Source organism: Arcanobacterium phocae (assembly GCF_018913465.1).
In the GTDB taxonomy this organism is placed as follows: domain Bacteria; phylum Actinomycetota; class Actinomycetes; order Actinomycetales; family Actinomycetaceae; genus Arcanobacterium; species Arcanobacterium phocae_A.
The window spans coordinates 221681-246813 of record NZ_JABAPM010000003.1; the positions used below are offsets into that span (position 1 = coordinate 221681).

The window sequence follows — 25133 nt, forward strand, 5'->3', positions numbered from 1 at the left end:
AGCTCCTTTGCTTAATGACTATGACGGTGTGAGTTAGTTTGGGTTTGGCGGGCAAGAATAGCCATCCCAATGAGGGGAGCATCTTGTCCGGATAGCGAAGTATCTATGGTGAGGTGTGCGGTTGCCATAGGAAGGCAACGTTGGTAGAGCTCGGAACGGATTCCAGCAATGAGCGTGCGTGTTTGGGAAAGCGAACCTCCGATAATAATTCGTTGAGGATTAAGGAAATTGACTAAGCCAGAAAGAGCCTCGCCGATATAGGCACCAGCATTACGTACTAGAGGTGAAACTGTGTAGTCACCGTTTTGGGTAGCTTCAATAATTTCAGCAACCGTTGTGATGGGCGAGCCGATACTGGCGAGGTGTTGGAGCATGGCGGCACCGGAGGCAACTGTTTCAAGGCATCCAGTATTTCCGCAAGAACAGATCATTGGCTGTGGCGTTTGTACTCGGGTGTGGGTTAATTCGCCCGCAAAACCTTGATATCCGCGGAAAACGATTCCGTCAGCAATCCAACTTGCACCGATACCTGACCCGGCTTTGATGTATATCGAAGATTCGGCTGTTTCGCCACGGCGCGACCATTCGCCGACGGCGGCAGCACGTGCATCATTTTCTATTATTGTTGGGCATCCGGTGGCTTCGTGGAGCAAGTCAACGAGGCCAATGTGGTTCCAGCCAGGCATACGTGCAGCAGCAACGATGTGTCCTTGAGAATTAACAGGGCCTGGTACAGCCGCGCCAACGATTTTTGCAGACGCTATCTGTGGATTGTTGCGATGGAGTTCGGTCCAAGCGTTATATAGCGTTGGAATAACCCGTTCTGGGCCATCACTGATCTCTAACGGAACATCAGTTGCTGCAAGAATCTTTCCAGACAGATTAGCGATTCCGATGCGTGCATGGTGTGATCCTAGTTCGACTACGTCAGCAATATCGTGAAGTGTCGAAATGCGCAGGAGGGCGGCGCGTCGACCGCCAGTAGAAGAAGCAAGCGTAAATTCCTCGATATCGTTTCGCTGAAGTAGGCGTCGCACACTGGCGTGAACAGTAGAGCGTGGAAGCCTAGTTTTCTTGATGATATCGGTGCGAGACAATGGCCCTATAGTGAGGGATTCAAGAACGGCAATGTCGTTTTTGTGAATATCTGCTGTGGACGACGTGCGAGGAGAGACCGGCGTATTAAGAGAGATCGTTTCCATGCGTGTTGCCTTTATATCGAGCTGAGTGAGCAACGTGGCTCCAGTTTTTACTTTTCTCTAGTCTAGCCTAAGTGAACGAAGTTTGGAGAAAATTTAAAAAAAGTGAACGAAGTGTGTGAGCGAATGGTATTGTGTAGATCACAGGTGGTGGAGTATCCCGCCATGTGTATCTCAACGAGGAGACTGACTATGCGTTCATTCAGCCGTGTAGCTAAGATAGCTGCTTTTACCAGCGCGATGTTGCTGATGGCATCGTGCTCTGGACAACCAACTGCTAACAAACCGTCAGACGGCGGTAGCGCACAGCCCACCGGAGAAATCCAAGAGGGCGGAAACGTCACAGTAGCTTTGCGCACACCTACATGGATATTGCCAATTTCTGCACCTGGAAAAACACAAGGAGAAAATGGCATTTTCATCAACATGCTGTACAAGGGATTCTTCGATTACAAGCTTGACGCAGACAACGAATTTAACCTTGACGAGCGTTCCCTTGCCGAAGAACCAAAAGTATCTGATGATGGTCTAACCTATGAGCTGAAAATGAAGCCATCGAAATGGTCTGATGGGGAAGAAATTACTACTCGTGATGTGGAATTCTGGTGGAACATTCTCAACGCGAACAAAGAAGAATGGTCCGGTTACCGCAAGGGAAACTTCCCGGATAACATTGCCGAATTCAAGATTATTGACGATCACACCGTATCGTTCACGACGACCGAAGTATTCAACCCAGGCTGGTTTGTTGATAATCAGCTAGGCTCAGTTCGCCCACTGCCGCAACACGTATGGGGTAAAACCTCCGTCGATGGCGAAATTGGTGATTATGATCGTGACCTAGATGGAGCTAAAGCAATTTTCGCTATGCTGACTGAAGCGTCCAAGGATCTGCAATCATATGCAACTAACCCGCTGTGGAAAGTTGTCAACGGACCATTCCAACTAGATTCTTTCGTGCCAAACGGTGAAGTCAAACTGGTTGCTAACAAACAATACACTGGCAGTGACAAGCCAAAGCTTGACTCGGTAACTTTGCGTCCGTTCACATCTGATGATGCCCAGTTTAATGTTCTGCGTTCTGGTGGCATTGACTACGGTTATATTCCAGCTGGATCGATCAATCAACGGGCTACTATTGAATCGCAAGGATACGTCGTCGAACCTTGGGCGGGATGGTCAATCACCTACATGCCATTCAACTTCGCCAACCCGAAGTCAGGCCCAATTTTCAAGCAAAAGTACGTCCGCCAAGCGATGCAGATGCTAATCGACCAAGAAGCAATCGCTAAAACAGTTTGGGCTGGAACAGCAACCCCGACTTGTGGACCAGTGCCACAAAAGCCAGGGGCAGCTGGATCAACTGAAGGCTGCGCATACAAGTTTGACCCAGCAGGCGCAAAGAAGCTTTTGGAATCGCACGGTTGGAAGATCAATGCCGGCGACGTTTCCATATGTGAAAAGCCAGGTACTGGTGATGGTCAATGTGGTGAAGGTGTAGAAAAGGGTGCACAGCTGCAGTTCAAGATGATTTCGCAGTCTGGATTCCCAGCCACAACTCGCATGATGACGGAAATTAACTCCCGCTTCTCGGAGGTTGGCATCAAGCTCGAGATCCAGGAGGTTCCGGATTCTGTAGCAGTATCGCAAAAGTGTGCACCGGGTGAAGCATGTGATTGGGACTTGTCTTTCTTCGGATCACAATCATCGTGGTACTACCCGGTTTACGCATCAGGAGATCGACTGTTTCAAACGGATGCGCCAGTCAATCTTGGTTCATACTCTAACCCAGAGGCAGACAAGCTGATTGAGGCCACCTTGCGGGCTAAGGACAGCAAAGCATTGAAGGAATACAACGACTTCCTTGCAGAAGATCTACCAGTTTTGTGGATGCCAAATCCAGTAGCGCAAATTTCTGCGTGGAAGAAAGACCTTTACGGAATAGGTCCACAAGATCCAATGCTTGGTATGTTCCCACAAGATTGGGCACATACTAAGTAGCAAATGGAACCGGGTTAGCGGCGCTCGGAACATATCTTAATAACTGTCTCGATTTTGAGTGTGACACGCCGATTCTATGACGGTATGCCGCCGCCAACCCGGTTCTTTTGTGAAAGGAGAACACATGGTCCGCTACATTACGCGCAGACTTATGCAATCGCTGGTTGTGGTTGTTCTCGTGACGATCATAACCTTCACGATTTTGCATATGTTGCCCGGGGGAGCGGCTCGCTCAGCTTTGGGCCTGCAAGCCACCCAGGAACAGCTAGATGCTTACGCGCATCAAATGGGATATGACCGACCGCTTTACGAGCAGTACTTTACGTACCTCAACCAGCTGATCCACGGTGAATTGGGTACTTCGTTTGCCTTGAATATGGATGTGTCCGAAGCTATCGCACAGCGACTACCAAAAACAATGCTTCTCAGCTTTTGTGGTTTAACGTTGGCGGTGGTGATTGCAATTCCGCTTGGTATGCTACAAGCCTGGAAACGTAATCAATGGCCGGACTATCTCATCACAGCTATCGCGTTGCTGATGTACTCCACTCCGCTGTTTTTCATGGGTCTGCTCTTGATCGTGCTGTTCTCGCAAACCTGGCCAATTTTGCCACCCGAAGCGCCTCAGGGATTTACCGTCTCTGAAATGCTGTCCCAATGGCAAGGGCTGATTTTGCCGTCGATCACGTTAGCGATTGTTTCGTTAGCGGCCTATACACGTTATATTCGTTCATCGATGGTGGACAATCTAGAAGAAAACTATATCCGGACTGCTCGAGCTAAAGGATTGTCTGAATCCCGGGTAGTTATTAAACACGCGATGCGCAACTCCTTATTCCCAGTTATCACTTTGCTTGGAATGTCACTTCCGGCACTATTTTCTGGAGGGCTCGTGGTGGAGTCACTCTTTAACTATCCGGGAATGGGATTGATGTATTGGCAGGCGGCCCAGGGACGTGACTATCCAATCTTGTTGGCCGTAACCACAATTATTTCGATAGCAACTGTGATTGGTGCTCTCTTAGCAGACATCATGTACGCAGTGGCTGATCCGAGAGTGCGCTATGGGGGAGGTGATGCGTGATGAGCGTTAAGAAACGCAACAGCTTATTCCGACAAGGAGCTGAGGTCTTTGTATCGAATCGGTTGGCCGTCGTAGGATTGTCAATTCTTATCGCATTTACGCTGTTTTCTTTCGTTGGTCCCTATATTTGGGTAACTGAGCAGCAATACTCATCTTTATCGGATGCTTACTTACCGATTTCTGGCGAGCATCCGTTAGGAACTGATGGCGTTGGTTTCGATCAGGTAGGCCGGTTAATGGAAGGCGGCCAAACGTCGATTATTATCGGTTTAGCTGCGGGTATTTTGGCGACGACGATTGGCACAATTTGGGGCGCAATTGCGGGCTTTGTTGGCGGCTGGGTCGATGCAGCAATGATGCGAATCGTGGATGCAATGATGGCGGTTCCAGCATTGTTCCTCTTTATTTTGATTGCGTCTGTCATTACCCCTAATGTTCCATTATTGGTATTAACAATTGGTGCGTTCGCCTGGTTGAATCCGGCTCGTTTAATTCGTGGCGAATCCTTGGCTTTACGATCTCGCGAATATATTACGGCAATGCGAGGCATGGGTGGTTCTCCGATGCGTGCTGTGCGGACCCACATTGTGCGTAATGCTATTGGAACGGTCATTGTTAATGCGACTTTCCAGGTTGCTGACGCAATTTTATATGTCGCTTACTTATCATTCTTAGGGCTTGGAGTTCCACCGCCGGCAGCCAACTGGGGAGGCATGCTGTCCACCGGTATGAACGAGGTTTATAACGGGCATTGGTGGTTGTTGTATCCACCCGGAATCATGATCATTTTGCTGGTTGTGGCTTTCAATTTTGTTGGTGACGGTTTGCGTGATGCGTTCGAAGTTCGGCTTCGGACCCGTTAGGAGTAATCATGACTACAGAACCATTGCTATCTATTGATGATCTCAATGTGACAATCAAGCTTCGCAAGGGACAGGTCACTCCATTGCGCGGCGTGAGCCTCGATGTTATGCCGGGGGAGACACTAGGCATAGTTGGTGAATCGGGCTGTGGCAAAACGATGACCGCGCTGTCCATCATGGGCTTATTGCCGCAGATGGGGCAGGTATCGAGTGGCAAGATTACCTTCAACGGCCGGAACTTGACGGCACTGGACCAAAAGGATGCGCGCCGGGTACGAGGCCTGGAAATCGGCATGATTTTCCAGGACCCGCTGACCAGCTTGAATCCGACGATGAAGATCGGGGATCAAGTTGCCGAACCGTTACGTGTGCATCGCGGAGTATCGAAGGCTGAAGGCCGACAAGCTGCTATCGATGTGTTACGTAAAGTTGGTATGCCACGTCCGGAAGCAATAGTCAACGATTATCCGCATCAGCTATCTGGAGGTATGCGGCAGCGTGTGATGATCGCGATGGCATTGATTTGCCAGCCAGCGTTGTTGATCGCAGACGAACCGACGACGGCGTTGGACGTAATGATTCAACGCCAGATACTGGATTTGTTGGATTCGTTGAAGAAGGAATTCAACACCTCAGTTATTTTGGTAACCCACGATTTGGGAGTGGTCGCCGGACGTGCAGACCGGGTTGCAGTGATGTATGCCGGTAAAGTTGTAGAGATTGGTGCGACGGCTGAAATTTTCGCCCATCCACAACACCAATACACGCGGTCATTGATGGCGGCTTTGCCGGAGAATACAAAGGATACTCGGCAAGAGCTATACACAATTCCTGGGATGCCGCCGTCGTTAAGGGAAACGCTGGTAGGGTGCCCGTTCGCACCCCGGTGTCCTCGCACGATTGAAAAATGCCATACGGAAACCCCGCAGTTAGTGATGACAGCGGTCAACGGGATGACACATTCTCATTCGTGTTGGAATCCGGCGGGTGCCCCACTTGAGCGTCCAACGTCATTACGAAAAATGCGTGATGTCACAAGTCAACCTATCATGTGTTCGGTAAAAGACGTATCAAAGCTCTACCCAGCAATGGGTGGCAAATTATTCCGCCGAAGAATCGGATCTGTCCATGCGGTATCTCATGTTTCTCTGGATGTCCACGAAGGGGAAACTCTTGGAATCGTGGGAGAATCAGGATGTGGCAAGTCAACTTTAGGGCGGATTATTTCAGCTCTTGAGCCGGCCAGCGAGGGACGCATTGTGATTAATGGTCGGGATATTGCGCAGGCTTCACGCAGTGAGTTGAAGAAACTCCGGCGCAACGTCCAGATGATGTTCCAGGATTCGTTTGCTGCTATGGATCCACGCATGCGGGTGGATGAAATTTTGACTGAGCCGTTAAAAATACAGCGAATGGGCTCTGCAGCTGAGCAACAAGAGCGCGCCGATACTTTGGTGGGAAAGATTGGAATTGAACAAGATGCCATGTGGAAATATCCGCATGAGTTTTCGGGTGGTCAGCTACAACGTATTGGCTTAGCGCGTTCGCTGATGATGGAACCACGGCTGATTGTTTGTGATGAGCCGGTGTCAGCTCTTGACGTATCGGTTCAAGCCCAAGTACTGAATGTGATGCGGCGACTGCAAGAAGAGCATTCACTTACCTACATTTTCATCTCTCACGATTTGTCAGTAGTGAAATATATTTCTGACCGAATCGCGGTGATGTACTTGGGTAAAATCGTGGAGATAGGGCCGGCTGCCGACATTGTGAGCTCGCCAAAACATCCTTATACGCAGGCTTTGATCGAAGCAATTCCAGTTGCCGATCCGGCGCATAAAGCAAAAGAAATAGTCCATTTGACGGGCGAACCGGCATCGGCAGTTAATCCGCCGGAAGGTTGCCGGTTTAAGAATCGGTGTCCGTTCGCTACTGAATTATGTGACACAGAACCGCTCTTGACTGACGGCTTCCACCAAGTTGCTTGCCACTATCCGTTGCGGTGAGTGCGATGACTATAAAAATAGGTGCGGATATTGGCGGAACCACCATGGCTGTCGCCCAAGTGACTGACGATGGACAGATTCTTGATCGGATAGAAATTCCGAGTCCAGCCCGTGAATCTGGTTTTGCTGTTGTACGGGAGCTGAAGCAGATTGTCTCATCCCGTTGGCCGCAGGCGACATCTGTAGGAATCGGGGCGGCAGGCGTGATTGATGCCGAAGGTAATATTCTTACTGCCTCCGATTCTTTCCGCAACTGGGCAGGGTTTGCATTACGTGCACAAGTACAGTGTGCGTTAGAAATCCCGGTAGGTGTAGAAAATGATGTCAATGCATTCTTGTTAGGTGAGACGTTATGTGGGACCGTTGCTGGCGAAACTGACTGTTTAGGAGTCATGTTAGGTACCGGTGTCGGTGGAGCAATTATGCTCGATGGAAAGATCCTTCACGGTCCGCGGGGAGCCGCGGCTGAAATAGGACACATGCCTGGCTTTGGTTCACTTCCGTGTACCTGCGGTGGTAGTGGACATGTGGAGACGACGTCGTCGGGTCGCTCAATCGCTCGGTTATACTCCCAAGCCACTGGCAACAAGGTGACTTCTGCTCGAGAAGTCTCGCAGGCAGCACAACAAGGCGACCAGATCGCCGTCGAGACCCTTGTAAATGCCGGACGATATGTTGCGCTCGCGATTATCCAAACCGCAACTATTCTTGATCTAGATTCGGTTGTGGTTGGTGGTGGGGTGACTCGTGATTGGGAGTATCTCTCCGTTGGTTTTGCCGATGTTATAGACCAAAACCCATTGGTTTCGGGGACACAGCTAGTTATCCATAAATCTATTCTTGGAGGAGACGCTGTTCTTATTGGTGCAGCGCGGAAGGGAGCCGAGTTGTGCTGAACTTCGACGAACGTGTGGGCAGCCGACAGGACGTATCGTATCCGCCCACGCCAGTACCACAGTGGTATCGGGACGCTAAAGTTGGGCTGATGATCCATTGGGGAATCTATTCGATTCCGGCATGGGCGGTTACAAGTGATGAACATTTTTCCCCAGCTGAAGAATATGCTTTTCATCGCTATGCGGAATGGTACGGAAATACAGTACGTATTCCCGGATCACCAACAGCGTTGCTTCATCGGGCGCGGTACGGTCAACGTTCCTATGAAGATTTGGTGGATATCTGGCAGATTCGTGACGGTGCAGTAGCAAACATGGTGAATCTAGCTGTGCGTGCCGGAGCGCGTTATGTTGTTCCAACTACGAAACATCACGATGGGCTGTGTTTGTGGAACACACAGACGACGGATTTTTCTACTGTTAAACGAGGTCCCGGCGTCGATATTATTGGTCAATACGGACAGGCGGTACGCCAGGCTGGGCTCCGGCTGGGACTGTATTTTTCCGGTGCACTAGATTGGCACGCTAGTAATTTCGGTCCGATTACTTCTGATGAGGAGCTGTTCGCATTCCGGCGTAACGATCCGGACTTTGCACAATACGCGGCCACCCAACTTCGTGAACTTATTGATATTTACCATCCGGACTATATTTGGAATGATATTGATTGGCCAGATGGTGGAAAGGGACCCGAACCATACAGTTTATCTGCGTTGTTTACGCAATATTTTCAGACTGTTCCAAACGGGGTAATAAATGACCGATGGGGAGTGCCAGCTCAAGGTGTGCTAACCCGTGAATATCGTGATGTTTCAGGGGTGATGGACCGACCATGGGAAGCTGTGCGCGGACTAGGTAAGTCTTTTGGCTACAATGCAGATGAAGATGAATCTGTAATATTCAGTGGCCCAGATTTGGTGCGATATCTGGTGGATGTGGTTGCAAAGAACGGCAATTTACTGATCAATATCGGGCCCAAGGCAGATGGAACGGTACCTGATATTCAGCAGCAATCGCTGGAATATATGGGGCAATGGTTACGTGTTTTTGGTGAGGGTATCTACGGGACGCGGCCGTGGGGTCCGGGATTGCTTGACGGCTGTTATTTCACCTGTTCAACTGGAGCTGATGACGTGGTCTATGCACTGTACGAGCCGGACCGCGAGGTAGTGTTACCAGAAAAGCTACGGAATCGAAAAATAATTCCACTCGAGAGTGGTGATGGTATGCAGTGGCCTATTGTTGTGGCGAAGTTGGTGGATTAACTTGGGACTATATCGTGCTGGTTGTTACGTCGTCGTAAGAGATGCCATACAATCGTGATGAAAACCATCGCAGGAGGAAAGATGCTTGAGGTTATCGCATTAAATGCGCACGATGCGCTCGCGGCTGCTCAAGGTGGAGCAGATCGAATCGAACTGGTTGGCACAATGGACCAAGACGGATTATCAGCAACGGTTGAACAGGTGCGGCACATTCGCGAAGTATCTGATATTCCTATTCGTGCAATGGTGCGCGATCAAGCTGGTTTCATGCCTGGGAGCAAAGAAACGCTTGCTGCTACTGCTCGAGAACTTGTGCAGGCTGGGGTAGAAGCGCTTGTTGTTGGCTGGGTTCGAGACGGCCAACTAGATACAAAAACCTTGCAGGAGGTTCTCGCTGATGTTCCTGGATGTGAATTAACGATCCATCGCGCGGTAGACAATGTGGCAGATTATGCTGCTGGCTGGCATCAGATTCTGAGCCTGTCTCACGTGACAAGTGTGCTCACTGCTGGCTCGGCAACGGGAGTTACTGCTGGTATGGATAACCTGCTATCACAAGCGGTGAATCCGCAGGCGCGGGAGCTTATGATGGTCGGTGGTGGACTGCATCTCGAGCATCTCCCAGCTTTGAGAGACGCAGGTATCCATAAGTTCCATGTTGGTTCTGCAGTGCGTGGCGGTAGTTTTGTGAATCCAATCGATCCGCGACTAGTCGAATCTTGGGCGGTAGCGACGGGTGTTTTATAATAGACCTATGCCAGTTGAACAATCCGCAATTCACGTTGTTACGATCGCCTACAATCCGGGGCCAGAATTGGATGCGATGGTTTTCTCGCTTCTGGAAGCTGGCCGGCAGGTAGACGATGCAAGTGGTGATCTTGGAGTCTCGCTGACGATTGTGGATAACGGTGCCGAGACCGAGCGGGTTGATGCGCTCGCGGAACAATATCGGGATCAGTTGCAGGTTCGCGTGCTACGCCCTGGAGAGAATCTCGGGTATGGCCGAGCCGCAAATTTAGGTCTCGACGACGTAGTCGAACCGTGGGTCTGTGTTGCTAATCCAGATACGGTTTTTAAACCTGGTGCATTAGCAGCGATGGTTGCCGCTGGGCAACGCTGGCCGCAAGCAGGAATTTTCGGTCCGCAGCTTTTAGAAAGCAATGGAAACGTTTACCCTTCGGCACGTGCTTTGCCAAGTATTCGCAACGGGATCGGGCATGCTGTTTTCGCGCATCTATGGCCACATAATCCATGGACGAAGGCATATCATGGCTCGACAACCGGAGAGCATGTGACCGGGTGGCTCTCTGGGGCGTGCCTAGTTATCCGAGCCTCGGTCTGGCGTGAAATCGGCGGTTTCGATCCGCGTTTCTTCATGTTCTTTGAGGACGTCGATTTGGGCAGGCGTGCTGGTGAAGCTGGATACGCTAGCGTGTATGTTCCCTCCGCCGTCGTCGTCCACGAACAAGGCGCTTCCTGGAAAGCACGTCCGGCACGAATGATACGTGCCCACCACGAATCTGCTAAACAGTATCTTGCTGGGGCGTATCCGGGAATGAAGTTCGCTCCACTCCGAGGTGTGCTGGGACTAGGCTTGGATATGCGTGCGTGGTGGCAAACGCGTGATAACGAATAGTTATGTGAAATTTTGTGCACAAACCAACGTTGTCAATGCTGACAATTCTCATTACTTAGCGACAGTTAAGATTTATTTGCACTGAAGGGTTATTCTTCAAAAGTATTCATATCAAAGGGGATAATTGCGCTATGAAACATACAATGTTACAACGCGAAGTAATCGCACATCGTGGTCTTAACCATCGTGCACCGGAAAATACGCTTGCTGCGTTCCGTCTTGCGGCTGAAAGTGGCTGCAAGTGGTTTGAAACCGACGTCGACATTATGGCAGACGGTACACCAATTATTCTGCACGATACCTTGTTAGATCGCACCACCAACAAATCAGGTTATTTCTACGATCTTACTGCTAAGGATCTGCCGAGCATCGATGCTGGCTCTTGGTTCTCGTCTGAATATGCTGGCGAGCCAATGCCAACGCTTCATCAACTCGTAGATTTGATGAACGAAACCGGCATGAACGCCAACATTGAGCTCAAGTCTAATGAGCGCGGCAAGGCCATGTCGCTTCAGATGATCGAGAATACGCTAGCAGAACTGGACCGCCTCGATCCAGAGCGTGAGATTATCATTTCGTCGTTCAACCACCTGCTTCTCCACCACGTACATGAAATGCGCCCAGATATTCCGATCGGTGCATTGTTCGTTGTTGATAACCTGTGGCCAGACTGGAAGTCCATCTTGGAACTCGTAGGAGCCTCCTACATCCATCCAGAGGATGCAAAGCTTACTCCAGAGCTCATCTCCCAATTCCGAGAAGCTGGATACGGCGTAAACGTCTGGACTGTCAATGGAAAAGACCGCGCAAACGAACTGTTCAACTGGGGTGCGACCGGAGTCTTTACCGACATCGCAGATGAATTCTTGAAGTAACCATCCACCTATATCTCACCGTTATAACGCCTATCAGGAGCAGGAAGGCAGTATACCTTCCCGCTCCTGACTGGTTCTAGTACTTGATATTTCGTCAAATTTGATATTAGTGGCGATGACGCTACTAACCAAAACAGAAAGTGAAAAATAATGACAGAAAGCGTAACGTCATCTGGACGTTTGCCTAAGTTCCTACAGCGAGGCAAAATCGGTGCGTTCTTGACTATCGTCCTGACTGGCCAGCTGGTATATGTTTCGTTCGAAGCGTTTAAAGGCGCGTTGCTTCTGCCTTTGTCCGAGTCGCTCGGAATTAGTATCGACCAATTCGGTATTTTATTCGGCTGGATTGGCATTGCGATGTTCTTCTATGTGCCAGCGGGCTGGGTGAACAATCGTTTCACTATTCGTTCAATCCTGATTGCATTCGCTGGGTGGCGTCTTGTCACATTCCTTATTTTGTACTTGGTACCAGGTATTCCATTTAAGGCTATGGTTGTTATTGCAGCTAGCTGGGGCATCTGGGATGCAATCGGCTGGCCAGCAGTGGTTAATGGCGTCGTATTTATCGCAAAAGACGAAGATATTAAGGGCCGTGGTTTAGCAATGGGTCTGCTTGAAACCATTCGCCGCGCACTCGAATTTGCTATGAACGCAGTTATCTTGGTGTTCATTGGACTGTATCCAGATAATGCAGTCAGCATTATGAAGGGCTTCGGAATTGGATATGCCCTTTTACTCATCCCGATCATTATTGCTCTGCTTCGCTACGTACCAAAGAACGCAATTGCTAAGAGTGTTCAGATCAGCGATAAGAAGGCTGGTAAGAATGTCGCTGCGCTAGCGGGTCTGATCAACGTATTGCTTAAGCCACGCGTGTGGATGGCAGGCATGGCAGCTATGTGTCTGTACTGGACGTACGTCAACCTCATCTACCTGTCGGCGCCATACATCAAGCTGGTATTCAACGCTTCGGATGCTGTTGCGGGTGCTTTCGGTATTTTCAATACTGGTCTTATTGGCGTGTTTGCTGGTCTTATTTCAGGTATCGTTGCGGACTATGTCTTTAAGTCCTCGACAGTCATGCTGGGTGTATCTTTGGCGGTGACTGCGGGTGGCGCATTCACCGTGTCGTTGTTGCCGGCTGGTTCCCATTCGATGTGGCTAGCTATGGTTCTGCTGATGATCATGGCTATCGGAATCTTTATGGGTAAGGCTGTTATTCTTGCTCCGATCGCGGAGCTCCATCTGCCTGAACATATTTCTGGTTCGGCTATGTCGGTCGGTTCATTTGCGGCTTTCGCCTCAGTGCTCTGGGCGCACCGAATGACTGCAGGTTTGGTGGAAGCCCACAAGGCGGATCCATACGTCGGTTACCAGCAGATCTTGTGGATCACGGTATTGGTAGCAGCGGTCGGTGCTGCCTGCGCGATCGTTTTGGCGATTGTTAACAATCGCCTAGAGAAGGCTGGAAAGCTGGATATTGCTGGCGACAACGAAATCCTCGCTGTTGCAGCTGAGGTTGAAGACTAGTCTTCGCTCAGACATAAAATAATCCGCATCTAGCGGGAATCGGGTTTGCCGTTCCTACTAGATGCGGATTATTAATTTAGTTAGTTTTACTGGCCATTCTTTGCGTACTTAGCTTCGACGGCATCTTTTGCTGGACGCCACCATGCTTCGTTGGCCTTGTACCATTCGATGGTGTTGTGCAGGCCGTCAGCGAAGTTCTTAAACGACGGCTGCCATCCGGTTTCTTCAACGAGCTTGGAATTATCGATAGCATAACGCTGATCGTGTCCGGGGCGATCATTGACGTGATCGAAGTCGTTAGCGTCGCGGCCGAATTCTTCCAGAATCATCTGAGTGACTTGGAGATTGTTGAGTTCGCCGTCGGCACCAATCAAGTAGGTTTCGCCGAGGCGACCCTTGTTAATAATCGCCCAGACAGCAGTGTTGTGGTCACGCACATGGATCCAGTCGCGGATCTGCTCGCCCGTGCCGTAAATGCGGGGACGAATGCCGTCCATCAGGTTGGTGACGGTACGTGGAATGAATTTTTCAATGTGTTGGTATGGGCCATAGTTGTTCGAGCAGTTGGAGATCGTTGCTTCGATCCCAAAGGAGCGTACCCAGGCGCGCACAAGGTGATCTGACGCAGCTTTTGATGACGAGTATGGGCTTGATGGCACGTAGGGGTCACCCGGCTGGAAACGGCGTGGTTCGCCGATCTCAAGGTCGCCATAGACTTCGTCAGTGGAGATGTGGTGGAACCGGGTGCCGTGACGGCGAACGGCTTCGAGGAGTTCGAACGTGCCCACAATATTGGAGCGGATGAACGGCGATGGATCGTTGAGGGAGTTGTCGTTGTGTGATTCGGCAGCAAAGTTGACGACGACGTCGGCATCCTTCACGAGCGGATCAACAGTGTCCCGATCAGCAATATCGCCTTCGATAAGTGTTACCCGGTCGAGGCCAGCGATCGAAGCTGGATTACCAGCGTAGGTGAGTTTGTCCAAAACGACGACGTCGGCGTCGGGCATGGTCTCAACAGTCTGGTGGACGAAGTTCGCACCAATAAATCCGGCTCCGCCGGTGACGAGTACTTTCATTGTTTCTCCTTAATTATTTGAACGAGTTAGTCAGCTTTAACTGTGATTTCGGGGAAGGCCTTGATCAATCCAGAAGTCTTTGCGTCAGATCCTACTTGAAGAACTAAAGCGTTCTTTTTATGTGCCAGAGTTATTCCTGAAGAAGTGCTGATGAGAACGTTGAAAACAAATTGGCCTTCGCCAAGATAGAAATTTGGAATAGTAATATCGATAGTTCCAGTAGATGAAACTGGCTGAAGTTTTTGATCAAGGTTGGCACTATTCATTGTGAAAATTTTTGTGCCGTCGAGGGCTTCTATACTCAGTTCTAGCGTGTAATCATGAAGCGGAACTTGGGTGGAAATATCTGTTGAAATAGTGAGGTCATTGCCTGAAAGGAACAAATCAACGCCACTAGGGAGTGTTGTGAATCCGCTAGCTCGCACATCGGTAATTTTGAGATTGTGGAGTGATTCTTCAGCTTCGGGAGGGATGCTTGCATTTTTAGCTCGATCGGCCTGAATCTGTTTCGCGTATGACTTGTGAAGAATGTTCATAGATTCACGAGTGGGGCCAATAGTAATAAGCTTGCCTTTTTGAAGGACTAGAGCGCGATCGCACATTTCAACAATTTGGTCTGGCGAATGGGAAACTAAAATAATGGAGCGGCCGTCCTCTTGGAACTGTCGGATACGTTCCATACATTTCCGCTGGAAAGGTTCATCTCCCACAGCAAGGACTTCATCAACTAAGAGAATATCTGGATTTGAATGGACAGCGACTGAGAAGGCAAGTCGCACATACATTCCAGAAGAATAAAATTTCACCTGGGTATTGATAAAATCGGAAATTCCAGAAAAGTCAATGATGGAATCTATCTGTTCATCGATTTCTTCTTCGCTCAGGCCCATAATGGAGGCATTAAGGAAGATGTTTTCCATTCCAGTAAGATCGGGATGGAATCCTGCCCCAAGTTCAAGAAGAGCTGCAATGCGGCCGCGAACCTTAACACTCCCTGAATCGGGAGAGATAATTCCACCAATAAGTTTGAGTAGCGTAGACTTTCCGGAGCCATTGGCGCCAGTTAGCCCGAGGGATTCGCCAGCTTGTACCGAGAAAGAAACATCATCAAGTGCGGTGTAGCGCTCGATGTGTTTACGGTTACGTCCAGCATTAACGATGCGTTCTTTAAGCGATTTATCTTTACGTAAAACAAATTTTTTAGAGACGCTATCTACTTTAATAACGTCTAAAGGTTCTGGTGCTACGTTAAATGTCATTATAGATCCTGAGCGAAATTACGTTGTGCATGGGCAAAATAGCGTTGAGCAAGAATGCATAAAACAATACCGACAGCAAGGACGGTGAAGTTTCGAGTTAGCAAATCGGGAGGGAGTTGTGCACCATTGTCCATCCCTGCCTTCCATGTTCCAGCTTGAAAAGCAGATACGGCTATGGTGATTGGGTTCCAACTATAAATGAGTGCAATGGTCTCACTTGAAACGTTAGCTACCATCTCATAAGAATAAACTATCGGGCTTAACCACATTCCGATGAGTAAACCGACTTCGACTAAATATTGGGTATCGCGCATACTGACGTTAACTGCAGACAACCATAAAGCTAGCGCGACGCCCCAAACGAAAAGAACGAGTGATGCTAGGGGTACATAAAGAATGAAAGAAGTTAAAGAAATACCACGGATCACAAGTGCACCGATGATTAATACCAACATTTGAGCACAGAAGTTTACGAAGGCAGCTCCCGCGCTAGCTAGAGGAAAAATCTCTCGTGGCAGATAAACTTTTTTGATAATTCCACCATTGGAAACGATCGATTGTGTTCCCATTGCAACAATTTCATTGAACAATGCCCAAGCGGTTAGTCCTGCGAAGACGTAAATTCCAAAATCTGGTATCCCGCGTTCTGCGCCAAGAATTTTTCCGATTGCAAAATAGTAAATGAAAAGCTGCACTAGTGGCCGGATTAAAGTCCAGGTGAAACCAAGGAAAGAGTCTTTATATTTTGCTTTAAGTTCGCGACGGATGAGAAGCATCAGGAGATTTCGATGGTTCCAAACATCGAGCCATGATGGGATTAAGCCATGAATGAAGCTAGAATCAGGCGAAACTGTGTGCATTTCTTCAGTGGCAAGGCGCTTAAACCTTTGCTGAGCAGAAGAGCCCGGTTTTCGGTTGGCGTTATATTCTTGCATTGATATCCAATCGTTTCAGTATTCCTAAATCTATAGTAATGCTCGACTGGCTAAATAGTGGACATGTGAGATAGACATAGTTGAAGTCGGAGTATGTACTATGAGTAATCAGGGTAGCATTAAGTAGTGATTACATCTTATTAAATTTAGGGAGATCGTAGTGAATTCGCTGTTTATTATTGGTGAGGATCAGAGTTTTTCACCGCAGTGGTCGCCATATCTACAAAGTGACGCGCGTGTAGAGAAAGTTGTACCTGGGGAGTTTACTAATGTTTTCGACCAGATGTCTTTCCCCGGTGTTGTTGTGATAATCCCGCAGGTAGCTGCGATTCCAGGAGAGTTAATCGCGACTGTTATGGATAAAGGATTAGATTACTTGAGTGCCGGTAAGAATGTTGTCTTTACTGGCGATGGATATGAAGGGCAATCTTTATCGACGGCTGCTGCCGCATATTTTTTCAATGCTGAAGACATCCATTATATTGGGGGACTCGATGCTTCACTTGATGCGCAGACGATGGCGATGGATGTAATGTTCCGGCTAAGTGCTCGAGGATATGTCATTGAACGTCGTCGGATGGCCGGATTGAAATCCAACTTGCCGTCTGTCTTGGTATATATGAACGTTCTTTCCCGAAATCTTGATCCACAGGTGCAAGCTTATGAACTTGCACCGTTGGTACTAGGTGTTCTGTCGGGGGCGATGACTGGTGTTGATATTTCTACTTTAGACTTGCAATTGTCGCCAGGCGACGAAGCTAATCGAGAACTCACGCTTCCCTCTCGTGCGTTATCTGGAGCGCGCTTGATTCGTAAATGGGCTAAAGGAATGAAGCGGACCAATGCTGCAAGTCAGATTAACTTTCCTATGAATCGAATACCCGGGAAGCGATTGCCTGGGCTATCCGATTTTATTGATGAAATGTGGGCGAGTACTGGACTGAATCCAGCTTATATTTCTGTGTTGCGTGAGTCTTTTGCCGATATCTCACCGTATAATCATCCGGATATTTTATTTGTTTGTCCGTTTAAAGATAAAATCTCCTACGATCGGATGATGGAGGTCAGTTCCCTTTTTTCTACTGATGTTTATATGTGGGACACGGGCAATAGTGAGCTTTTCCAATGCTCAGCGGGAAAGCTGAGAAGGGTAGAAAAAGTCCAAGGGATTTTTGAGCAAATGTCCGTTATTGTTTTGATTGGATCGCCGTTGCGCGATGTGATTGGAATTCGAAATACGCATGCAATGATGGTTCTTGATATGACAACAACAGATATTTTATCGCTGATGCAAAATGATTATCGAAGTTTTACTGAAGGTGTCACCGAAACGTCTGTGCAAACGTGGAATGAAACGATTGAATATATGGATCGGATTATTGTTTCTTCGCCAAAACAACGAGATCTTTACCTTGGTTATATTGCTGGGCTTAAACGGCTTAATGCCATGGCATACGACGAGGATCACGCATACAACTCCCTTGTCGCTATTGAAGAGGGGAATGCAGAGATCATTTCTGCTATTAAACATCCACTAAAAGCACTCGATAACGTTGAATCTGTTCCGCTTTATCAGAAGACTCCTTACGGTATGCTGGCAAAGCGAACTGCCCAGGGTGTAGTGAACGAGCTGGCAAAGAAAACTGGGAACGTGGTGGATAAAGCAAAGGGAAGTGTTCAGAAATGACAAAAGTTTCGGTCATCCTGGTTAATTACCGTGGTGCACAAGATACGATTGATGCAGTCAAATATTTACGCCAAACATCGTGGCCCCAAGACCAACTGGAAATTGTCGTCGTTGAAAATAATTCGGGCGATGATTCCTTAGCAAAGTTCCGCGAGCAAATTCCTAATGAAGTTATCGTCGACGCGGGGGAGAACCTTGGTTTTGCAGGTGGCTGTAATTTGGGTGTTGCTTCGTCAACCGGGGATGTTGTTGCCTTTTTGAATAATGATGCGCGCCCAGACGAAAACTGGATCAGCGCTGCAGTGGCACGTATTGAAGCAGATCCGAAAATCGGCTGTGTAGCCTCGAAAGTTCTCAACTGGGAAGGTGGCAAAATTGACTACGTCGATGGCTCACTTACTTGGTTCGGTATGGGCTACAAGCGTGAAGCTGGCTGGGACTATGTTGGGCAAGGCAGCTCGGAAAAGAACGTGTTGTTCGCGACTGGCGCTGCAATGTTTGCTCCTCGCCATGTGTATGAAGAACTCGGCGGTTTCGATGAAAAATTCTTTATGTTCTATGAAGACGTAGATTTCGGCTGGCGTGTGACACTTGCAGGATACGATGTACGCTATGTTCCGACATCTATCGCTTATCACCGGCATCATGTCTCGATGGATAAATTCGGTAATTACCGCGAGCAGTATTTACTAGAACGCAATGCTTTGGCGTGTATTTATAAGAATCTAGGACCGGATCTTCTACGTACCGTGTTTGCTTCTGCACTGGCATTGGCGAATGAACGTGGTGCCTCGCGGGGGGAAAAAGAAATAGATACCGCTAATGCGGATGCATTTACGGGTACACAGATTAAGAAGACTGCAGTTACGGGTGCATTTGCAGTTGGTTGGTTCAATGAAAATCTGGAGTACTTTGCTGCGCTGCGAAAGCAAGTTCAAGCAACACGTGTACGTGATGATTCGGAGATTTTGCCTTTAATGCGGGTAGCTTTGGAACCACTCGAACCGTATTCAGCCTATCTTAATGCGCATAAGGAATTGGTTGATCATTTTGATATTGAGCAGAAATATTTCCGTCCATCACGCATTTTAGTTATTACTGGCGATATGCTCTCCGAAAAGATGGCTGGTCCAGCTATTCGTGCCTGGGAAATGGCAAAGCGTCTTAGCGAAAAACATCAAGTCAAACTATGTTCAACTACTGGCGTTATTGGAGTGGAGTCAGCTGATTTTGATATCCATCTGGGTAGTAGCAAAGAGCTTCATGCTCTTGTTGACTGGTCTGATATCGTCATTTTTCAAGGGTTTTTACTTGAAGTCGCTCCATGGATTATAGATACAGATAAGATCTTGATCACTGATATTTATGACCCTATCCACCTCGAACAACTAGAACAAGCTAAAGACCAAGGTCCAAAGGGTCGTGACGATACGTTACTGTCAAGTACTAATGCGTTAAATCGACAGATTATTCGAGGCGATAGATTCCTATGCGCTTCGGAGAAACAACGTAACTTCTGGCTTGGACAACTAGCTGCAATGGGTCGAATCAATCGGAATTTTGTAGGTACTGGCAATAATCCTGAGTCTGTGATCGACATTGTGCCATTTGGATTGAATGAATTGCGCCCGGTACAAGATTATCATGCGATTAAGGGAAAGGTTCCTGGAATTTCGCTTGAAGATAAGGTTATTTTATGGGGTGGTGGAGTCTATAATTGGTTCGATCCGCTCACATTGATTCGGGCAGTTGACCTTTTAGTAAAGAAGCACGACAACGTCCGAATGTATTTCCTTGGTGTGAAGCATCCTAATCCGGCGGTGCCGAAGATGAAGATGACACAACAGGCGATGGATCTTGCTGATGAACTTGGTCTGACCGGGAAGTATGTCTTCTTTAATCATGATTGGGTGGACTACAACATCCGCCACAACTATCTACTTGATGCAGACTGTGGAGTCTCAACTCACTTTGAACACATTGAAACCCAGTATTCATTCCGTACTCGGATTCTGGATTATTTATGGGCTGGATTGCCGATTGTAGCAACCGAAGGTGATTCTTTTGGTAATGCGTTAAACTCAGAAAATATTGGAATTTCTGTTCCGCCTGAAGACGTTGATGCGTTGGCAACCGCATTAGAGCGAGTACTATTTGAGCCAGGCTTAGCGGACGATTTTAAGCGTAATATTGAGCGCTATTCGGTTCAATTTGAATGGAGAAATGCGCTCAAACCTTTACTCGATTTTGTAGATCATGCTCATCGTGCAGACGATCGGAAGACTGTTGAAGGAGATGCAGTTCGTACCGATCTCCAGTTTGTGAGGGTGCCATTTAATCTATCCCGTGATGCCAAACTTGTGGTCGAGCATCTGAAAGCAGGTGGTCCGAAGTTACTGGCAGATAAAGTCCGTTCTCGGTTACGGAAACTGTTTTAGTCGTGGATAGTTACAGGAAATGAAAATGCGTAATAATAAACTTCAGCCACTCCGTTTAACATTAGGTGTTCGATCGATCAGCCTCGTTATTGTGACGATGATAGCTTTTTTTGGGGCTGGTTTAGGGTGGGTTGTGGCCTCTCCAATTGGTGGTTCTCCTGATGACGATTTCCATATGGGATCTATTTGGTGTCCACGTCCGATTGGTGAGTCATGTGCAGTCAAGAAAATTGACGGCGTCGAGGAAGTGCAGGTTCCAATTCCTGTTGCTGCCGGTGCTGCATGTCATGCGTTCAAGCCGGATAGTTCAGCTGCGGACTGTAATGTTGATATTTCCACCAATGAGCTAGTGTGGAGTCACCGTTATGACAATGGTGACTATCCAGCTGGTTATTATGCTTTTCAGCATCTTTTTGTTCAGGAGGATGTAAGCAAGTCCATTATTGTTATGCGTTCGATTAATCTAGCTATCGCTGTAGTGTTATTAGGATTAATAGGGGTTTTCTTACGTCCTGAACAACGTCCAGCATTCTTGCTGCCAATGGTTGTTGCCTGGATTCCGATGGGATTTTATTTCATTACATCAATAAATCCAAGCTCGTGGGCAATAACAGGACTTTATGGCTATACAGTGGCTATGTTTGGCGCCGCGACTGCCAGAGACTGGCGCCGTTGGGTTCTCTTAGGGTTTGGTATTATCTCTGCGATTCTATGTTTATCGGCTCGGCGAGATGTTTCATTCTACCTGTTCGTTGTTGCAGTTGCTTTCGTGTTCGCTATCAGGTGGAGTAGGGAAAATATTATACCCGCCGTAACTGTTGCTCTTATAGGGTTGGTAGGTGCATATTCGATATCCTTAGGCGGGCAAGTTAAACATGTAACAGCTGGATTTGTTGGTGGAGGAAATCTGATGCGCACTGCTGTTCACACGATTCTTGATTTCCCGCGATATCTAGCTGGAATGTTTGGTGTTACATATGGTCCTGGTTGGTTCGATACGCCATTAGACGGACCGGTGACATACACAGCGCTCTTTGTTTTTTCTGGTGCATTAATGGCGGGGTTGCGTTCTGGAACATGGCGTAAATGGCTTTCTGCAACAGTTGTTCTTGGTGCCATGGCGGGAATACCGTTAGTGTTTATTCTTAAGGGAATATTCACTGGGTTTGGTGATTACCAACCGAGGTATATGATCCCGCTACTTGGCGTCTTGCTTTTCTTACTTTTTGTTGCGGGACCGTATCGGAAACGCATCTTCGATCTACCGCAGTTAATAACTGTAGGCCTGGCTGTTTCGGTCGTTAATAGTATTGCCCTCCACATTGTCATGCAACGCTATATTTCCGGGTTTCAGCCCCCGCACTTGTTCAATCTGAATAACAACATAGAGTGGTGGTGGAATATTAGTATTTCGCCAATGACTGTATGGGAAGTGTCATCACTTGCATTTGTAGTTGGGCTGATAACGGTTATTATCTTCATTCATCGATATTCATTTTGTGATGCGGAAGTGAAGAATACTTCAATGGTTGAGGAAAATCGATACATCGCCAGTGAAGGTGAAAAGAAAGCGCCTAAAAATCTCGTGTGACGATGAGAATGCGGATTGGCGGTAGGTCTTGGTCCTACTCTTCAATGATTGAGTGACGTGGTAGCTTACGATAGCTGTACGCGAATACTGCAACCATGACGATCAGGGCACTCGAATAAGATGCGGTGCCAACCCAACTCGGTCCATTGATTCCGAACATGTTAATGAACCCTTGGGAAAGTGTAACAGTTAAAACTGCAGCGATTGCATTTCCAATGAATGCTCCCTTGTAATTTCTTACGGTGATCAGCAGATCGTTCATAAACCACACAAAGGCAGTAATTAACGTAAATAATATGGCTGGTTGCAGGATGTAAGTGTGCTGGCTAATCTCATTGCCAAATAAGATCGTTAAGAGCCAGTTGCCGAAAATCAGAAGAAGAACGGATAGTAGACCAGTGATGAGCAAGATAAAACCGGTTGTTTTTTTGATGAGTTTTAAGGCAGAGTGTTTGTCCGAATTTAGCCGCTGGGCAAGCTCCCGAAGCAGTGGGCTGTAGACGTATGTAGCGCCCATTTGAACTATAAGCACTGGAGATGCTACTGAAGCATAGATTCCTAGCGCGGCGGTACCTAAGGAAATCTCCAGTTGTTGGCGAGGAATGGTCAGTACCGCAGTGCTCAGCACCTGTGAAATAACAAGCGGAGTAAGCGTTAAAAGTAGTTTTAGCGAGGGCAAGATATCAACAACTGGTGTTATGCTCTCGAACTTTGCCGCTTGAGGTGCGTCGTAGAAAACTCCTACCAGAATTTCCGAGATGATCATAGCAATGATTGCCCAGGTCAAAGAGTTTGTTGTCCATAGCACCACGCTGAACGATAGTAGGTTTGTGATGCCTTGTAAGATATAGGAAATCCCAGAAATATCCATACGATAGTTGCGCCAATCAATTGCATGAAATACTTCAATAAAGTTAACCGTCAGTGAATAGATGAGATATAAGAGGACCGGGATAAGACTGGAAAAAGACGAGGTGATAATGGCATAGAAGCTACCAGCTACAAATGCAAACAGTGATGTGATAATACGTAAGCCGACGTATTGATTAGATGAGCGTTCATTCTTCACATCGGTGATTTGTAATGTGCGGAGGCGATAATCAGCAAACGGAAGGATAAGGTTAGATATTGACATGGAGATGGCTAGGCTACCTGCAACATCAAATCCGGTTGAAAGTCGAACAGCAGCAATTGTCATAACGTAGTTGCATATTAGTCGAATCATGGATCCGATCGAGTTCCATAGCATATTGCTTTTAAGCGTTAGCGGTTTATTAGTGCTCATATGCACCTCATATATCCTAGTATCTTCTCTGTGTCATCCCGGCGGGGGGAGTTAAACACTGAACACTATAACATTAGGAATATATATAAGAGGTTCTCGTGGGCGTCTCTTCCTAAGTGGCGTTCTTGATACCATGTATTTAGGGTAATGGCACATTTTTGTAAGGAGATTTGTTCGTGATTCGAATTTGTCATGTAATTGGCGCAATGGAACGAGCAGGAGCAGAAACATTTTTGATGAATTTGTATAGATCGATAGATCGCTCTAAAGTACAGTTTGATTTTCTTGTGCATACTGATAAAAGTGCGGCGTACGACGACGAAATTTATGCGTTGGGAGGGCGCATCTTCAGGGCGCCTAGTATCGAATCTAAGAACCTATTCAAACTGTATTCGTTCTATAAACGTTTCTTTAATGAGCATCAAGAAATTTCGATCGTCCAAGGGCATCTTGGTTCGATGGCAGCACTTTATCTTCTTGCGGCAAAAAAGGCTGGCCTCTATACAATAGCCCATTCTCATGCGCAAAATTATCCGCTAAGTTATGAACAAGTACTATTTCAGATAATTACTTTTCCTACTCGTTTCATAGCTGACCATTTTTTTGGAGCTTCTACAGAGGCTGGGAATGATCGGTATGGGAAAAAGATAGTACATTCGAATAAATTTAATGTTGTCTTAAACGGAGTTGATTTAGAGAAATATTTTTTTTCACAGGAGCGAAGAACGCAGATGCGTAGTTCTCTTGGCTTAAATGCTGATCAAACCGTTCTCGTTCATGTAGCTCGTTTTGACCCTGTAAAAAATCAGGCCTTCTTATTGGATGTTTATAGTGAGTTTCGAAAGCAGTGTCCGAACAGCGTATTGCTAATCGTTGGAGGGGGAGGATCTGAAGGGCAAAATCTAAAAAATAGGGTAGATGAGCTACAGTTAAATAACTGTGTTAAGTTCTTGGGAATTCGGGATGATATCCATGATATTTTGCAAGCGGGAGACGTATTTATAATGACGTCATTCTCCGAGGGACTGTCTGTTGCATCCGTAGAAGCGCAAGCAACTGGGCTTCCTTGTGTGGTGTCGACGGGTTTTCCACCAGCTTTGAATTGGTCTAAAAAAGTGCATTTTATTGACCTAGAATTGCCAATTTCTGTATGGGTAAACGCTATTAAAGATTCGATAATCCAAATACGAAGTAGGCAACCTCATAGAATTGAGGGCGCTAAGTTGGCTAGAGAAAATGGTTTCGATATGCAATCAACCGCAGCGTGGCTAGAGGCTTTCTACATTAATGCGAGTGCAAAGAAAAATAAAGAGAATTGGAGACGATAAAAAATGTTGGTATGGCTAGCGGGAGAGTTGTTCGGAATCAAAGATTTTATGGTGCGTAGTTCTTAAGATTTCATGTATGTGAAATTGTTATATTTTAGCGACAGCAGTGAATGGTTATGATTAGTTATTTGCGCCTGATATACTTCAACTGGCTTATTTTAATTGCATACTCTTAA

At 47.4% G+C, this 25133-nt stretch carries 19 protein-coding genes; 14 read left to right on the plus strand and 5 right to left on the minus strand.

Going from position 1 to position 25133, the window contains the following annotated elements:
* Nucleotides 1-11: 11 nt before the first annotated feature.
* A complete protein-coding gene (locus KSO86_RS05320; protein WP_216378562.1) occupies nucleotides 12-1202 on the minus strand; it encodes an ROK family transcriptional regulator in 1191 nt (396 codons plus the stop codon).
* Nucleotides 1203-1391: 189 nt separating this feature from the next.
* Here KSO86_RS05320 and KSO86_RS05325 point away from each other — a divergent pair, with 189 nt between their 5' ends.
* The 10 genes from KSO86_RS05325 (at nucleotide 1392) to KSO86_RS05370 (ending at nucleotide 13355) form a co-directional block, all read left to right on the plus strand.
* Nucleotides 1392-3200, plus strand: coding sequence for a peptide ABC transporter substrate-binding protein (locus tag KSO86_RS05325; protein WP_216378564.1), 1809 nt, complete (start codon nucleotides 1392-1394; stop codon nucleotides 3198-3200).
* 124 nt (nucleotides 3201-3324) lie between these two features.
* A complete protein-coding gene (locus KSO86_RS05330) occupies nucleotides 3325-4284 on the plus strand; it encodes an ABC transporter permease (RefSeq protein WP_216378566.1) in 960 nt (319 codons plus the stop codon).
* Complete coding sequence (locus tag KSO86_RS05335) at nucleotides 4284-5147, plus strand: ABC transporter permease (protein ID WP_216378568.1); 864 nt, start codon at nucleotides 4284-4286, stop codon at nucleotides 5145-5147. The genes KSO86_RS05330 and KSO86_RS05335 overlap by 1 nt, the downstream gene beginning before the upstream one ends.
* Before the next feature lie 8 nt (nucleotides 5148-5155).
* Entirely contained in the window at nucleotides 5156-7153 is a 1998-nt protein-coding gene (locus KSO86_RS05340; protein ID WP_216431895.1) for an ABC transporter ATP-binding protein, read from the plus strand.
* A gap of 5 nt (nucleotides 7154-7158) precedes the next feature.
* Entirely contained in the window at nucleotides 7159-8049 is an 891-nt protein-coding gene (locus tag KSO86_RS05345; protein WP_216378571.1) for an ROK family protein, read from the plus strand.
* An 89-nt stretch (nucleotides 8050-8138) separates the two neighbouring features.
* Complete coding sequence (locus KSO86_RS05350) at nucleotides 8139-9314, plus strand: alpha-L-fucosidase (RefSeq protein WP_253280522.1); 1176 nt, start codon at nucleotides 8139-8141, stop codon at nucleotides 9312-9314.
* A gap of 57 nt (nucleotides 9315-9371) precedes the next feature.
* The gene (locus tag KSO86_RS05355; protein WP_216378573.1) at nucleotides 9372-10061 is read left to right on the plus strand and encodes a copper homeostasis protein CutC; all 690 of its coding nucleotides are present in this window, start codon (nucleotides 9372-9374) and stop codon (nucleotides 10059-10061) included.
* 7 nt (nucleotides 10062-10068) lie between these two features.
* Nucleotides 10069-10950 carry a glycosyltransferase family 2 protein gene (locus tag KSO86_RS05360; protein WP_216378575.1) on the plus strand — a complete coding sequence of 294 codons (882 nt, stop codon included), beginning with the start codon at nucleotides 10069-10071 and terminating at the stop codon, nucleotides 10948-10950.
* 131 nt (nucleotides 10951-11081) lie between these two features.
* The gene (locus tag KSO86_RS05365) at nucleotides 11082-11825 is read left to right on the plus strand and encodes a glycerophosphodiester phosphodiesterase family protein (protein WP_091279233.1); all 744 of its coding nucleotides are present in this window, start codon (nucleotides 11082-11084) and stop codon (nucleotides 11823-11825) included.
* Between the two features lie 150 nt (nucleotides 11826-11975).
* The gene (locus KSO86_RS05370; RefSeq protein WP_216378577.1) at nucleotides 11976-13355 is read left to right on the plus strand and encodes an MFS transporter; all 1380 of its coding nucleotides are present in this window, start codon (nucleotides 11976-11978) and stop codon (nucleotides 13353-13355) included.
* Between the two features lie 86 nt (nucleotides 13356-13441).
* On the opposite strand, the gene rfbB is transcribed toward KSO86_RS05370, so the two are convergent.
* Genes rfbB through KSO86_RS05385 form a run of 3 tightly spaced genes read right to left on the minus strand, consistent with a single transcriptional unit; the run spans nucleotide 13442 to nucleotide 16628 of the window.
* Entirely contained in the window at nucleotides 13442-14434 is a 993-nt protein-coding gene (gene rfbB / locus KSO86_RS05375) for a dTDP-glucose 4,6-dehydratase (RefSeq protein WP_216378579.1), read from the minus strand.
* Nucleotides 14435-14460: 26 nt separating this feature from the next.
* Nucleotides 14461-15693: an ABC transporter ATP-binding protein gene (locus KSO86_RS05380; protein ID WP_216378580.1), complete on the minus strand. Its 1233-nt coding sequence runs from the start codon at nucleotides 15691-15693 to the stop codon at nucleotides 14461-14463.
* Complete coding sequence (locus KSO86_RS05385) at nucleotides 15693-16628, minus strand: ABC transporter permease (RefSeq protein WP_216378582.1); 936 nt, start codon at nucleotides 16626-16628, stop codon at nucleotides 15693-15695. Before KSO86_RS05385 ends, KSO86_RS05380 begins: the two co-directional genes overlap by 1 nt.
* Before the next feature lie 160 nt (nucleotides 16629-16788).
* Between KSO86_RS05385 and KSO86_RS05390 the strand changes: the two genes are divergently transcribed.
* From KSO86_RS05390 to KSO86_RS05400, 3 genes are read left to right on the plus strand one after another with little or no spacing between them, the layout of a single operon-like run.
* Nucleotides 16789-18315, plus strand: coding sequence for a hypothetical protein (locus KSO86_RS05390; protein WP_216378584.1), 1527 nt, complete (start codon nucleotides 16789-16791; stop codon nucleotides 18313-18315).
* The gene (locus KSO86_RS05395; protein WP_216378586.1) at nucleotides 18312-20753 is read left to right on the plus strand and encodes a glycosyltransferase; all 2442 of its coding nucleotides are present in this window, start codon (nucleotides 18312-18314) and stop codon (nucleotides 20751-20753) included. Before KSO86_RS05390 ends, KSO86_RS05395 begins: the two co-directional genes overlap by 4 nt.
* Nucleotides 20754-20778: 25 nt before the next feature.
* The gene (locus KSO86_RS05400) at nucleotides 20779-22344 is read left to right on the plus strand and encodes a DUF2142 domain-containing protein (RefSeq protein ID WP_216378588.1); all 1566 of its coding nucleotides are present in this window, start codon (nucleotides 20779-20781) and stop codon (nucleotides 22342-22344) included.
* Nucleotides 22345-22378: 34 nt separating this feature from the next.
* Here the strand turns inward: KSO86_RS05400 and KSO86_RS05405 are convergent, their stop codons facing one another.
* Nucleotides 22379-23629, minus strand: coding sequence for a lipopolysaccharide biosynthesis protein (locus KSO86_RS05405; RefSeq protein ID WP_216378590.1), 1251 nt, complete (start codon nucleotides 23627-23629; stop codon nucleotides 22379-22381).
* A gap of 176 nt (nucleotides 23630-23805) precedes the next feature.
* On the opposite strand from KSO86_RS05405, the gene KSO86_RS05410 reads away from it, so the two are divergent.
* Entirely contained in the window at nucleotides 23806-24957 is a 1152-nt protein-coding gene (locus tag KSO86_RS05410) for a glycosyltransferase (RefSeq protein ID WP_216378592.1), read from the plus strand.
* The last annotated feature ends 176 nt before the right edge of the window (nucleotides 24958-25133 follow it).